This window comes from Acidimicrobiales bacterium, assembly GCA_025455885.1.
GTDB lineage: Bacteria > Actinomycetota > Acidimicrobiia > Acidimicrobiales > Acidimicrobilacustridaceae > Rhabdothermincola_A.
On record JALOLR010000001.1, the window covers coordinates 111,994 to 125,528 of the forward strand.

Genomic DNA, 13,535 nt, shown 5'->3' on the forward strand with positions numbered 1-13,535 from the left:
GCCGCTCCGGCTGTCGGGGAGCCCGGGGTGGCGGGGTTCCGCAGGCCTCGCTGAGTATCATCGCCCGGTGCGTCGCCCCCATCGCACGTGGTCGCAACGGCTGTTGCTCACGTTCAACTCCCTCCTCGTGGTCGTCTGCCTCACGGCGGCCGCGGCGTTGTCGTGGAGCTACAGCCAGGCCAGCGAGCTGCCCCGCATCGACCTCGGTCGTGCGTTGTCCGAGCCGGTGAGCGGCGGTGAACCCCAGAACGTCCTGCTCGTCGGCATCGATGACGGTGCCGGACTCGACGCCGGCGATCCCGTGCTGCGCGGCCGCGACGAGTCGTTGAACACCGACACGATCATGATCCTGCGGGTCGACCCGACCACCAAGCAGGCCTCGATCCTCTCGATCCCCCGCGACCTCTACGTCCCCCTGGCCGGGGGCGGACGGAACCGGATCAACGCCGCGCTCTCCCTCGGCGGCCCCGAGCGCCTCATCGAGACGATCCGGACCAACTTCGACATCCCCATCAACCACTACGCCACCGTCGACTTCGCGGGGTTCCGCTCCCTGGTCGACGCGGTCGGCGGGGTGCCCGTGTACTTCCCGTGGGAGGCCCGCGACGAGAACACGGGGCTGTTCCAGTACGACCCGGGCTGCGTCACCCTGAACTCCGAGCAGGCGCTGGCCTTCGCCCGGTCGCGGCACTTCGAGATCAAGGTCGACGGCCGGTGGCGTCAGGACCCCACCGGGGACTTCGGGCGCATCAAGCGCCAGCAGCTCTTCATCCAGGCGGCCCTCGAGAAGGCGGTCGCGAAGGGCGTGCGCAACCCCTTCGTGCTCCGCGACCTCGTCGGCGTCGCCCAGCAGAACGTGACCCTGGACAGCGAGTACACCCTCCAGGACGTGGTCGACCTCGGCACACAGTTCCGCGACTTCGACCCCGCGCAGCTCGTCACCTACACCGTGCCCGGCGAAGCCACGCTGGTCGGGCCCATGAGCGTGGTGCTGATGGACGATGCGGCCGCCGAGCCCATCTTCGACGTCTTCCGAGGGGTGACCCCTCCTGCCGCGCCGGGCGAGACGGTGCCGCCCGGCGAGGTCGCACCGCCCCCGGCTCCCGAGCCCGAGACCACCACGACCACCACCTTCTCCTACGTGCCCGAGGCGCCGCCCGGCACGTCCTGCGGCTGACCAGGGGGCCACGCCATGGACCAGACCATCGCCGTCATCGGCTCGGGCTACGTGGGCCTCACCACCGGGGCCTGCTTCGCGAGCCTCGGGCACCGGGTCGTCTGTGTGGACATCGACGCCGACCGGGTCGCCGAGCTGAGCGAGGGCCGGCTGCCGATCTTCGAACCGGGCCTCGAGGAGATCGTGCGTGAGGGCCTGGCCGCCGGGCGCCTCACGTTCACCACCGACGCCGCCGCCGCGGTGGCCGCCGCCGGGTTCGCCTACCTCTGCGTCCCCACCCCGCAGAGCGCCGACGGCTCGGCGGACCTGAGCTATCTCGAGGCGGCCGCCACCCAGATCGCCGCCCACCTGCCGTCCGAGGCGGTCGTGGTGAACAAGTCGACGGTGCCGGTCGGATCCACCCGGCGGGTCGAGGAGGCCCTGGGCCGCACCGACCTCTTCGTCGTGTCGAACCCGGAGTTCCTCCGCGAGGGGTCGGCCGTGCACGACTTCCTCAACCCCGACCGGGTCGTCATCGGCAGCGACGACCAGGGGGCGGCCATCCGTGTGGCGTCGCTGTACCTCGGGGTCCCCGCGCCGCTGATGGTCACCGATCCGGCCTCGGCCGAGACGATCAAGTACGCCTCCAATGCCTTCCTGGCCATGAAGCTCTCGTTCGTCAACGCCGTGGCGGCGCTCTGTGAGGCGGTCGGCGCCGACGCCGACGACGTGATGCTCGGGATGGGCTACGACACCCGGATCGGCAACAAGTTCCTCCGGCCCGGTCCTGGGTTCGGGGGGTCGTGCTTCCCGAAGGACACCCGGGCACTGCGGTTCCTCGCCCGCGAGGCGGGCTACGACTTCGAGTTGCTCGATGCCGTCCTGGACATCAACGACGCCCAGTTCGACCGGGTGATCGAGAAGATCCGCCTCGCCGGCGGCGGCTCGCTCGACGGGCTCCGGGTGGGGGTGTGGGGGCTCACGTTCAAGGCCAACACCGACGACCGCCGGGACTCGCCGGCCGTCGCCATCGTCCACCGCCTCGTCGCGGCGGGCGCCGTCGTGCGGGCCTACGACCCGACCGTCCGCGACGAGCTGCCCGAGGCACCGGGGGTCGTCGTCTGCGACGACGTCTACGCGGCCGCCGAGGGCGCCTCGGTGCTCGCCGTGCTGACCGAGTGGGACGAGTTCAAGTGGGTCGACCTCGACAAGGTCGCCGACCAGGTGGCCGAGCGACGCGTGGTCGACGCTCGCAACCTCCTCGATCGCACCGCTCTGCTGCGACGCGGTTTCACGCACCAGGGCATCGGGCGGTAGCGGCGTGGCCCGGGTGGTCGTCACCGGGGGAGCGGGCTTCCTCGGCTCGCACCTCTGCGACGCCCTGCGGGATCGGGGCGACGAGGTCGTCGCCGTCGACAACCTCGTGACGGGGTCGATGCGCAACGTCGAGCACCGCCTCGACGATCCCGGGTTCACGTTCGTGCGCCACGACGTGACCATTCACATCGAGGTGCCCGGCCCGGTCGACGCGGTGCTCCACCTGGCCAGCCCGGCGTCGCCGGTCGACTACCTCGAGCTCCCGATCCAGACCCTGAAGGTCGGCAGCCTCGGCACCCACAACGCCCTCGGGTTGGCCCTCGCCAAGGGAGCCCGCTTCCTGCTCGCCTCGACGAGCGAGGTCTACGGCGACCCGGTGGTGCACCCCCAGCCGGAGACCTACTGGGGCAACGTCAACCCGATCGGCCCCCGAGGCGTGTACGACGAGGCCAAGCGGTTCGCCGAGGCGCTCACCCTCGCCTACCACCGCACCCACGGCCTCGAGGTGCGCATCGTGCGGATCTTCAACACCTACGGGCCGCGGATGCGCGCCGCCGACGGACGGGTGGTGTCGAACTTCGTCGTCCAGGCCCTCACCGGTGAGCCCCTCACCGTCTACGGCGACGGCCACCAGACCCGGAGCTTCTGCTACGTCGACGACGAGGTCCGCGGCCTGCTCGCACTCCTCGACGGCGAGCACACCGGACCGATCAACATCGGCAACGACGGCGAGTTCACCATGGCCGAGCTGGCCGAGCTGGTCCTGGCCGTGACCGGTTCGTCCTCACCGATCGAGTACCGGCCCCTGCCGGTCGACGACCCGAAGCAGCGGCGCCCCGACCTCACCCTCGCCCGCACGCTCCTCGGGTGGGAGCCGACCGTGGCGCTGGCCGACGGCCTGGCGTCCACCGCTGCGTACTTCGAGGGCCGCCTGGCCCGCTGAGCGCCCTCAGACGGCTCGGGACTCGGCCTCCGCCCGGTGGGCGAGGTACCAGTCGAGGGTCAGCTGCAGTCCCCGGGTGAACGACGTCTCGGCGACGAACCCGAACCGGTCCCGGGCCCGGCTGCCGTCGACCCCGCGACGGGGTTGCCCGTCGGGCTTGGACGTGTCCCAACGCACCTCGCCCTCGTAGCCGACCAGCGCCACGACGATGTCCACCAGCTCCTTGATCGGCAGCTCCCGGTCGGCACCGAGGTTCACCGGTTCGGCGTCGTCGTACAGCTCGGCGGCCCGCAGGATGCCCTCGGCGGCGTCGTCGACGAAGAGGAACTCCCGGCTCGCCGACCCGGTGCCCCACACCTCCATGAACGGCGCGTCGGACTCCTTGGCGTCCACCGCCTTCTTGATGAGGGCGGGGATCACGTGGCTGACCGCCGGGTGGAACTTGTCCCGCGGGCCGTAGAGGTTGGTCGGCATGAGGTAGATGGCCCGCTGCCCGTACTGGGCCCGGTTGGCCTGGAGCTGCACGAGCTGGGCCAGCTTGGCGATCCCGTAGGGGGCGTTGGTCTCCTCCGGGTAGCCCTGCCAGAGCGACGCCTCCTCGAAGGGCACGGGTGTGAACTTGGGATAGGAGCAGATCGTCCCGACCATCACCGTCTTGTCCGTCCCCCGCCGTCGCGCCTCCTCGAGCACGTAGGTGCCCATCAGGAGGTTGTCGAGGTACAGGTCGGCCGGTCGGGCCATGTTGGCGCCGATCCCGCCGACCCTCGCGGCGAGGTGGATCACGAGGTCGGGGCGGACGTCGGCGAACATCGACCGCACCGCCTCGGGTTCGCGCAGGTCGTAGTCGTCGCTGGTCGGGGCCAGGACCGCCCCGGGACGACGGACCGACAGGCGGTCGAGCACGGCGCGGCCGAGGAAGCCGTTCCCGCCCGTCACGAGGACGGTCGTAGCCCTCCAGAACGCCGGGTCCGGTTCGAAGGTGCGCTCACCTGTCATCCTCCTCACCCTATCCAGGGGCGGTCACCCGGCTCGGGCCACGCCGGGGCGCGTGCGAGACTCGCCGGCGAATGGAGCGACGAACCCGCGTGGCGGTGACCCTCGAGCAGTGCTGGCACGAGGTGCCCGGCGGTACCGCCCAGGCGGCGCTCGAGTCCGTCCGGGCGCTCCGCGCCCACGGGTCGATCGACCAGATCGGCGTCAGCGCCCGCCACACCCGCGATCCCGCCCCTCCGTGGGTCCCGCCGATCCCGGTGCGGCCACTGCCGTTGCCCCGCCTCGCCCTCTACGAGAGCTGGCACCGGTTGCGCCGTCCGGAGGTGCAGCGGGCCACCGGGCCGGTCGACGTGATCCATGCGACGGGGATGGCGGTGCCGCCACCCTCGGCCCCGCTCGTGGTGACGGTCCACGACCTCGCCTTCCTCGACGACCCGTCGCGGTCCACCCGTCGGGGCCTGTCGTTCTTCCGGCGCGCCATCGAGCTGGCCCGCGCCGACGCCACGCTCGTGGTGGTGCCCTCGACGGCGACGCTGGAGGACTGCCGCCGCCGCGGGTTCGACCCCGACCGGCTCCGCCTCGTCCCGTGGGGCATCGACATCCGCCCCGCCGACGCGGCGACGGTGTCCGCCGCCCGGGCCCGCCACGGCCTCGACGGCCCCTACGTCCTCTGGGTGGGCACGCTCGAGCCGCGCAAGAACCTCCCGGCCCTGCTCGACGCGTTCTCCCGGGTACCGGGTGACACCCGCCTCGTCCTCGTCGGTCCGGAGGGCTGGCGCACCGACCTCGCCGACCGCCTGGACCGGCTCGGCGACCGAGTGAGCAGCCTCGGCTTCCTGGCCCCCGACGAGCTCCGGGCCCTCTACGCCGGGGCGGAGGTCTTCTGCTTCCCGAGCCACCGGGAGGGGTTCGGCCTGCCGGTGCTCGAGGCGATGGCGCAGGGCACACCGGTGGTCACGTCGGCGGGGACCGCCACCGAGGAGGTGGTCGGCGACGCGGGGCTCACCGTCGACCCCTGCGACGTCGACGCGCTCACCGCGGCGCTGACCGGCCTGCTGGACGACCCGGTGGGGGCGGCCGCGCTGGGCCGGGCGGGGGCTGCCCGCGCCGAGCGGTCCTTCTCGTGGGCGTCCACCGCCGCCCTCCTCGAGGCCGTCTACGCCGAGGCGGCGGCGTGAGCGGGCCGACCCGGGTCGGGGTCAACCTCCTCTGGCTCGTCCCGGGGGAGGTCGGCGGGAGCGAGGAGTACACGGTGCGGTTGCTGCGCGCCCTCGCCGACGCCCGCCCCGCGGACCTCGACGTCAGGTTGTTCGTCAACGGGTCGTTCCCGTCCGCCCACCCGGACCTGGTCGAGGCGTTCCCGACGACGGTCGCGCCGGTCTCGGGTCGCCACCGGCCCTCGCGGGTCCTCGCCGAGTCCACCTGGCTGGCGGCCGCGGCCCGACGCCACCACGTCGACGTCGTCCACCACGCCGGGGGCACGGTGCCCCCCATCGGGGGCGTCCCCGCCGTCGTCACGCTGCACGACCTGCAGCCGCTCACCCACCCCGAGCGGTTCTCGCTGGTGAAGCGCGCCTACCTGCGCACCGTGGTCCCCGGATCGCTGCGCCGGGCGAGGGTGGTCGTGACGCTCACCGACTTCACGGCCGGCGACGCCGTCGAACGCTGCGGGGTGCGTCCCGACCGAATCCGTCGGGTGCCCTGCGGCGTCGACCCGGTCGTCGAGCCGGCGGACCCCGCCCCGGTCCTCGGGCGTCACGGCCTGCTCGGCCGACGCATCGTCCTCTACCCGGCGATCACGTACGCCCACAAGAACCACGAGACGCTCGTGCGGGCGGTGGCGACGCTCGTCGCCGACCGGCCCGACCTCGTGCTGGTCCTCACAGGCGGCGTCGGCCCGGCCGAGGAGCTGGTGGCGGCGGCCGTCGACGCCTACGGGATCCGCGACCACGTCGCCCGGCTGGGCCGGATCCCCGGCGAGGAGCTCGACGTCCTGTACGGGGCCGCCCGGGTGCTGGCCTTCCCGTCGTCCTACGAGGGCTTCGGCCTGCCGGTGCTCGAGGCGATGGCCCACGGCTGCCCGGTCGTGGCGTCCCTCGCCGGCGGCCTGCCGTGGGTCACCGGCGGGGCGGCCCTCCTCGTCCCCCCGCTGGACGCGCCGGCCTGGGCCTCGGCGCTCGCCTCGGTCCTCGACGACGACGCCCGCCACGCCGCGCTCGCCGCAGCCGGTCGCGGCCGGGCCGGCGACTTCCCGTGGTCCTCCTCCGTCGAGGCGCTGGTCGGCGCCTACCGCGCCGCCGCGCTCCCGGGGGAGGATGCGCCGTGAACATCGTCGTGCTCTGCCCGCACTTCGAGCCCGACCTGGCCCCGACCGGCGAGGTGATGACCCGCATCGCCGACGAGCTCGTCGCCCGCGGCCATCGCCTCGAGGTCGTCACGTCGCTGCCGTGGTACCAGCACCACGCCATCGAGCCGGGGTGGGAGGGCCGGGCGGTGCGGGTCGAGCGGCGCAGCTGGGGTCGCATCACCCGGGTCCACCCGTTCCCCACCGATCGCCGCAACGTCGCGGCGCGGGCGCTGGCCTTCGGGGGCTTCACGGCGCTGGCGTCGCTCGTCGGGCTCGGCGCCCGCCGGCCCGACGCGGTGCTGGCCATGGCCCCGCCGCTGACCCTGGGCCCCGCCGGTTGGTTGGTGGCCCGGGCCCGCCGCGTGCCGTTCGTGTTCAACATCCAGGACGTCTTCCCCGACGTCGCCATCGAGCTCGGACTGCTGCAGGGGGCCCGGGCCATCCGCGCCGCCTACTGGCTCGAGCGGGTCACCTATCGGCGCTCCGACGCCGTCACCGTCCTCTCCGACGACCTCGCCGAGAACGTCCGGTCGAAGATCACCCGGGGCCCCGGCGGCCGGCGCGACCCGGACCAGGCCGCCAAGGTGCGGGTGATCCCCAACTTCGTCGACACCGACTGGATCCGACCCGGCCCGAGGGACAACGCCTACCGGCGCGAGCACGACCTCCGCGACGGCCCGGTCGTCATGTATGCCGGCAACGTGGGGTTCTCCCAGTCGCTCGACCTGGTCGTCGAGACCGCCCGCCGCTTCCGCGAGGAGCGCCCCGACGTCCGCTTCGTGATCAACGGCGGCGGCGCCCAGCGAGCGGAGCTCATGGCCCGCGCCGAGGGGCTCGACAACCTGCGCTTCGTCGACATGCAGCCCAAGGGGCGCCTGCCCGAGGTCCTCGCCGCAGGCGATGTCCATCTGGTGCCGTTGAAGCGGGGCCTGGCCCGTTCCAGCGTCCCCTCGAAGCTCTACTCGATCCTGGCCGCCGGGCGGCCGGTCCTGGCCAGCGTCGACGAGGGCACCGAGGTGCAGCGCACCGTCGAGCGGGCCGGAGCCGGCGTGGCCGTGGGGCCCGAGGACCAGCCCGCGTTCGAGCGGGCGCTCGGCGCGCTGCTCGACGACCCCGACGGCCGGGACCGGATGGGGGCCTCGGGTCGCTCGTTCGTCGAGGGGTGGGCATCCCCGGCGGCCGTGGCGGCGTCCTACGAGGCGCTCTTCGTCGAGCTCGTCGAGGCGGCGGGGCGCGTCGGCGGCCGCCGCCGCGCCCGGTAGCCTCGACGGCCCATGGGAAAAGCCTCCTCTTCGAAGAAGGTCGCGCGCGCTGCTCGGGCCGGCGCGCAGACCGGTGCCGGCGCCGAGCGCAACCTCGTGTTCCCCCTCAGCATCGCCGCCATCCTGGTGGTGGGCGTGCTGGTGGTCGTCGTGGCCCGGGGCGCCAACCAGGAGGTGGCAGCCGAGTCGCCGCGGGTGGGTGAGCACTGGCACGCCGCCTACGGGATCTACGTCTGCGACGCCTTCCTCCCGCCGCTCACCGACGTCGGCGCCGACACCACTGGTCTGCACACCCACGACGACGGTGTGGCCCACATCCACCCCTTCGCCAACGGGTCCGCCGGCCGCAACGCCACCTTCGGCACCTTCGGCGAGATGGTCGGGCTCACCTTCGACAGCGACTCGTTCACCGTCAACGGCACCACCTACGCCAACGGCTTCGACTGCAACGGCCAGCCTGCCGAGGTCAGCATGCACGTGTGGCCCGCCGACGACCCCGCCGCGCCGGCCCGGATCCTCACCGAGGACTTCGCGTCGTTCCGCTTCGACGAGGACCGACTGGCCGTCACGCTCGCCGTGGTGCCCGCCGGGACCGAGGTCCCCCGACCCGAGTCGGTGCCCGAGCTCGATTCGCTCAGCGACGTGCCCGGCAGCGGCGACCCGACGGCCACGCCGTCGACGGTGACGCCTTCGGCGGAGGTTCCGGCCACCACTGCGCCGACCGGCGGCCCGTGAGGGCTGTCGTCCTCGTCGGGGGCTTCGGGACCAGGCTCCGCCCGCTGACCCTGCACCGGCCCAAGCAGATGCTGCCGGTCGTGGATCGACCGATGATCGAGCGGGTCGTGGCCTCGCTGGCCGCCCACGGCGTCACCGAAGCCGTCCTCAGCCTCGGCTACCGGCCCGACGCCTTCGTCGAGGCGTACCCGAACGGCACCTGCGCCGAGGTCACGCTGCACTACGCAGTCGAGCCCGAGCCGCTCGACACCGCCGGGGCGGTGCGCTTCGCCGCCCGCTCGGCGGGGGTCGACGAGACGTTCCTGGTCGTCAACGGCGACGTGCTCACCGACCTCGACGTGAGCGCGCTGTGGAAGTTCCACCAGGACCACGAAGGCGAGGGAACGATCGCCCTCACCCCCGTCGACGACCCCTCCCGGTACGGGGTCGTGCCGACCGACGAGGCCGGACGGGTCGAGGCGTTCGTGGAGAAGCCCGCTCCGGGCACCGCTCCGACGAACTGGATCAACGCCGGGACCTACGTCCTCGAGCCGTCGGTCCTCGACCGGATCGACGAGGGCCGCCGGGTGTCGATCGAACGGGAGACGTTCCCCTCCGTGGTCGCCGACCGGGCCCTCTTCGCGATGGCCAGTGACGCCTACTGGGTGGACGCCGGGACCCCGGCGACCTACCTGCAGTCCCAGCTCGACCTCGTCGACGGCCGGCGGGGCCACGAGCCGGCCGTCAGCGCCGACGCGGTGCTCGACCCGGCCGCCCGTGTCGAGCACGCCGTGGTCATGGCCGGTGCGGTGGTCGCGGCGGGGGCCCACGTCGAGGACGCTGTGATCCTGCCCGGGGCCCGTCTGGGATCCGATGCGCACGTGACCGGCTCGATCGTCGGGGCGGGCGCGGTCGTCGGGGCGGGGTCGTCGCTCAGCGCCCTCACCGTCGTCGGCGACGAGGTGGAGATCCCGCCCGGTACCGTCCTCTCGGCGGCCCGCGTGCCCGACGGCGACTGAGCCACCGACGGTCCGGCCAGCGCGTCCGGTCAGCGGAACAGGTCGTCGGCCGGGGCCCGCACGATCTCGTCGCGCACGCTCCCGTCGCGCAGCCACGATCCGTCGACGCCCCGCACCACGGCGACCGGGATCCCCGAGGCCTTGCCCATCACCAACTCCGCTGCCGCGGCGATCTCGTCGACGACCGCGACCTCGGTGACCTGCATCTCCCGGCCCATGGCGTCGGTGGTGCCCCGGAGGTCGACGATGCCGGCGACGCCGGCGCAGCCGATGGCCACGTCGGTGACGCCGCGGCGCCACGGTCGGCCGAAGGTGTCCGAGACGATCACCGCGACGTCGACACCGACGCGGTGGCGCAGCCCGTCGCGGATCCGGCGCGCCGAGCGGTCGGAGTCGACCGGCAGGAGCGCGGCCTGGCCCCGTTCCACGTTGGAGAGGTCGATGCCGGCGTTGGCGCACACGAAGCCGTGGCTCGTCTCGGAGATCACCAGGTCGCCGCGGCGCCGCAGGACGCGCACCGACTCCTGTTCGACCAGCGGCTTGTGGCTCCGGGGGTCGTCGGGGTCGACCGCGACCAGGCGGTCCTCGGCCTTGGAGACGATCTTCTGGGTGACGACCAGGACGTCGCCGGCGGCCAGCGCGGTGTCGGGATCCCGTCCGGCGGCTTCGGCGATCATCGTCGCCAGGTCGTCGCCCGGGGCGACCTCGGGCATGCCGGGAAGGCCGAAGACGGTGAGCCGGCTCATCGTGGTGCTCCTGCGGCGGCCAGGACGGTGCGGGCGAGGCGGGTCGCCACCCCCGGCTCGCTCATGATCGTCGGGCTCACGACGCAGCGCAGGCCCTCGGCCTCCACGGCGGGGGCCAGGTCGGCGTCGGCCTCGTCGATGACGAGGGTGCCCGCCACGTCGGCGTAGAGGCGGGCCACCCCGACCGCGGACGGCTCGTGACCCAGCTCGGCGAGCAGGCGGGCGGCGGGGCCCTTGAGCGCCGCGCCGGCCACCAGCGGCGAGACGGCCACGACGTCCGGGCGACGTCCGGCGACGGCTGCACGCATCCCCGCCACCGCCAGGACCGGCCCGATCGACACGATCGGGTTGGACGGGGCGATGACCACGACATCGGCCGCGGCGACGGCCTCGAGCACTCCCGGGGCGGGGGCGGCCGTCCCCGCCCCGTCGACGCGCACGTCCGCCACCGCCACGTCGTGGCGGCGCTGTACGAAGTACTCCTGGAAGCCCACCTCGGCTCCTGCCCTGAGCGCCGGTCCGGTCGGGCTCGGGGGGTCGTCCTCGGCGAGCGTCACCATCGTCCGCAGCCGGTCGAGGGTGGCGGGGACGAGCCGCACGGAGAGTCCCCAGGTGGCGGCGATCTCGGCGGTGACGGTGGCCAGGTCGGCCCCCTCGTGGAGGCGTTGGGTCCGGTAGAGGTGTGTGCCGAGGTCCCGGTCCCCGAGACCGAACCAGTCCGCGCCGCCGTAGCGACGGACCATCTCCATGGCCTGCCACGACTCGTCGCGGAGCCCCCACCCGGTGGCGGGGTCGACCTCGCCGGCGAGGGTGTAGGTGATGGTGTCGAGGTCGGGGCAGATGCGCAGGCCGTGGAGGTCGAGGTCGTCGCCGACGTTGACGACGCCGCACAGGTCGCTCGCGTCGACGACGGTGGCGAGCGCGGCGAGCATGCGGGCCGCGCCTACTCCGCCGCAGAGGACGGTGATCACCGCCGGTCTCCCTTCACGCCGGGTCAGGCGAGGTGGCGCTGGTGGCGGGCCACGGCGTCGAGGTCGGCCTCGACCATCGACTGCACGAGCTCGGGGAAGGTGGTGGTCGGCGTCCACCCGAGGATCTCGCGTGCCCTCGACGGGTCGCCGACCAGGAGGTCGACCTCGGCGGGCCGGAAGAAGCGCTCGTCGATGACGACGTGCTCCTGCCAGTCGAGGTCGACGTGGCCGAAGGCCAGCTCGCAGAACTCACGTACCGAGTGCGTCTCGCCCGTGGCGACCACGTAGTCGCCGGGGAGGGGTTGCTGCAGCATGCGCCACATGGCGTCGACGTAGTCGCCGGCGAAGCCCCAGTCGCGCTGGGCGTCGAGGTTGCCGAGCGCCAGCGTGGTGTCGAGGCCGAGCTTGATCCGGGCGACGCCGTTGGCGATCTTCCTGGTCACGAACTCGAGCCCCCGGCGGGGTGACTCGTGGTTGAACAGCACGCCCGAGTTGGTGTGCATGTCGTAGCTCTCGCGGTAGTTGACCGTGATCCAGTGCCCGTAGACCTTGGCCACGCCGTACGGGCTGCGGGGGTGGAACGGGGTGCTCTCGCGTTGGGGGACCTCGACGACCTTCCCGAACATCTCGCTCGACGAGGCCTGGTAGAAGCGGATGGCGGGATCGACCATCCGGACGGCGTCGAGCAGGCGGGTGACACCCAGGGCGGTGGTCTCCCCGGTGAGCACGGGCTGGCTGAACGACGTCTGCACGAACGATTGGGCGGCGAGGTTGTACACCTCGTCGGGCCGGTGCTCGCGCAGGACCTGGATCATCGACGCCTCGTCGAGCAGATCGCCCGAGACCAGCTCGAGGTCGTCCTGGAGGTGGCCGATCCGCTCGAAGTTGAGCGTCGAGCTGCGACGCAGCATGCCGACCACGTGGTACCCCTTCGCGAGGAGGAGCTCGGCGAGGTACGACCCGTCCTGGCCGGTGATCCCGGTGATGAAGGCTCGTCTGGTCATGGTGCTACCGCCGACGGTCGGGGTGCCGCAGCGGGCACGGGCGAGGGATCGAGTGTACGGGCGGTGCCGACGGGGGATCGCGACCCCGGGGTGGTGGTCACGTCGTCGCCGCCGCCCCGGCGTGCGCCGCCCGGCGCTCGTCGAGGATGTCGGACAGCGTCTGGTCGAGACCGATCCGGGGCTCCCATCCGGTGGCGGCGCGCAGCTTCGTGGCGTCGCCGCGCAGGACGGGCGTCTCCACCGGCCGTTGGAGGTCGGGGTCCGGCGTCAGGCGCATGGGGAGCCGGGCCATGTCGGTGAGGCGCTCGGCGAGGTCGGCGATGGCGAGGTCGACGCCCCGGCACACGTTGTAGGCCTCGCCGGGCTCGCCGTGGGCGACGAGGAGGCGGTAGGCCACCACGACGTCGCGGACGTCGGTGAAGTCCCGGCGTGGCGAGAGGTTGCCGACGACGATCTCGTCGCCGCCGGTGGCCTCGTTGACGGCGATCCGGTCGGCGATGGCGGGCGCCACGAACCGGGTCGTCTGGCCGGGGCCCAGGTGGTTGAACGCCCGGGCCCGCAGGGTGGGCAACCCGTAGCCCCTGAAGGCCTGCACGGCGAGGTAGTCGGCCGCCACCTTGCTGGCCGCGTAGGGGGTGATCGGCGTGAGCGGTGTGGTCTCCGCGATGGGGAGCTGCTCGGGTGTGACGGGGCCGTACACGTCGGCGCTCGAGATGACGAGGACCCGGGGGGATCCGGCGGCGACGCAGGCCTGGAGGAGGTTCAGGGTGCCCTCGGCGTTGGTCCGGAACGTGTCGAGGGGCTGATCCCACGACGCGCCCACGTCGCTCCAGCCCCCCAGGTGGTAGACGGCATCGGGAGCCACCTGACGCAGCACGGAGGTGAGTGCCGGCCCGTCGAGCAGGTCGGGGCCCTCGGAGCGGTCGATGCCCACGACGTCGTCGCCCTCGGCGAGGAGGTGCGCCGTGAGGTGTCGACCCACGAAGCCGGCCGCGCCGGTGACCAGCACCTTCATCGCTGTCCTGGCATCGCTCGTGTGCAACCCCTGCTCCCGGCCGGCCGG

Annotated in this window: 13 protein-coding genes; 8 read left to right on the top strand and 5 right to left on the bottom strand. The window is 73.2% G+C overall.

All coding sequences use genetic code 11. The features are described from left to right. Positions 1 to 67: 67 nt before the first annotated feature. Genes MUE36_00520 through MUE36_00530 form a run of 3 tightly spaced genes read left to right on the top strand, consistent with a single transcriptional unit; the run spans position 68 to position 3,416 of the window. Positions 68 to 1,177, top strand: a complete 1,110-nt coding sequence (locus MUE36_00520; GenBank protein ID MCU0309414.1) for an LCP family protein — start codon at positions 68 to 70, stop codon at positions 1,175 to 1,177. Positions 1,178 to 1,192: 15 nt separating this feature from the next. Beyond that, positions 1,193 to 2,473: a UDP-glucose/GDP-mannose dehydrogenase family protein gene (locus MUE36_00525; GenBank protein MCU0309415.1), complete on the top strand. Its 1,281-nt coding sequence runs from the start codon at positions 1,193 to 1,195 to the stop codon at positions 2,471 to 2,473. Between the two features lie 4 nt (positions 2,474 to 2,477). Continuing rightward, the gene (locus MUE36_00530; protein ID MCU0309416.1) at positions 2,478 to 3,416 is read left to right on the top strand and encodes an SDR family oxidoreductase; all 939 of its coding nucleotides are present in this window, start codon (positions 2,478 to 2,480) and stop codon (positions 3,414 to 3,416) included. Between the two features lie 6 nt (positions 3,417 to 3,422). Here MUE36_00530 and MUE36_00535 read toward each other — a convergent pair whose 3' ends face one another. Next, positions 3,423 to 4,412, bottom strand: coding sequence for a GDP-L-fucose synthase (locus MUE36_00535; GenBank protein ID MCU0309417.1), 990 nt, complete (start codon positions 4,410 to 4,412; stop codon positions 3,423 to 3,425). A 71-nt stretch (positions 4,413 to 4,483) separates the two neighbouring features. Here MUE36_00535 and MUE36_00540 point away from each other — a divergent pair, with 71 nt between their 5' ends. From MUE36_00540 to MUE36_00560, 5 genes are read left to right on the top strand one after another with little or no spacing between them, the layout of a single operon-like run. Beyond that, positions 4,484 to 5,587, top strand: coding sequence for a glycosyltransferase family 4 protein (locus MUE36_00540; GenBank protein MCU0309418.1), 1,104 nt, complete (start codon positions 4,484 to 4,486; stop codon positions 5,585 to 5,587). Then, positions 5,584 to 6,735 (top strand): glycosyltransferase family 4 protein, encoded by a 1,152-nt coding sequence (locus MUE36_00545; GenBank protein ID MCU0309419.1) that lies wholly within the window; start codon positions 5,584 to 5,586, stop codon positions 6,733 to 6,735. The genes MUE36_00540 and MUE36_00545 overlap by 4 nt, the downstream gene beginning before the upstream one ends. Then, positions 6,732 to 8,018 carry a glycosyltransferase family 4 protein gene (locus MUE36_00550; GenBank protein MCU0309420.1) on the top strand — a complete coding sequence of 429 codons (1,287 nt, stop codon included), beginning with the start codon at positions 6,732 to 6,734 and terminating at the stop codon, positions 8,016 to 8,018. The genes MUE36_00545 and MUE36_00550 overlap by 4 nt, the downstream gene beginning before the upstream one ends. A gap of 12 nt (positions 8,019 to 8,030) precedes the next feature. After that, a complete protein-coding gene (locus MUE36_00555) occupies positions 8,031 to 8,753 on the top strand; it encodes a hypothetical protein (protein ID MCU0309421.1) in 723 nt (240 codons plus the stop codon). Continuing rightward, complete coding sequence (locus MUE36_00560) at positions 8,750 to 9,751, top strand: NDP-sugar synthase (GenBank protein ID MCU0309422.1); 1,002 nt, start codon at positions 8,750 to 8,752, stop codon at positions 9,749 to 9,751. Before MUE36_00555 ends, MUE36_00560 begins: the two co-directional genes overlap by 4 nt. A 29-nt stretch (positions 9,752 to 9,780) precedes the next feature. Here the strand turns inward: MUE36_00560 and cofE are convergent, their stop codons facing one another. From cofE to MUE36_00580, 4 genes are all read right to left on the bottom strand, one after another. Further along, positions 9,781 to 10,497, bottom strand: coding sequence for a coenzyme F420-0:L-glutamate ligase (gene cofE / locus MUE36_00565; GenBank protein ID MCU0309423.1), 717 nt, complete (start codon positions 10,495 to 10,497; stop codon positions 9,781 to 9,783). Further along, entirely contained in the window at positions 10,494 to 11,429 is a 936-nt protein-coding gene (cofD, locus tag MUE36_00570) for a 2-phospho-L-lactate transferase (GenBank protein ID MCU0309424.1), read from the bottom strand. The genes cofE and cofD overlap by 4 nt, the downstream gene beginning before the upstream one ends. Positions 11,430 to 11,491: 62 nt before the next feature. Continuing rightward, complete coding sequence (gene gmd / locus MUE36_00575; protein ID MCU0309425.1) at positions 11,492 to 12,472, bottom strand: GDP-mannose 4,6-dehydratase; 981 nt, start codon at positions 12,470 to 12,472, stop codon at positions 11,492 to 11,494. A gap of 97 nt (positions 12,473 to 12,569) precedes the next feature. After that, entirely contained in the window at positions 12,570 to 13,487 is a 918-nt protein-coding gene (locus MUE36_00580; GenBank protein MCU0309426.1) for a GDP-mannose 4,6-dehydratase, read from the bottom strand. Positions 13,488 to 13,535: the final 48 nt, after the last annotated feature.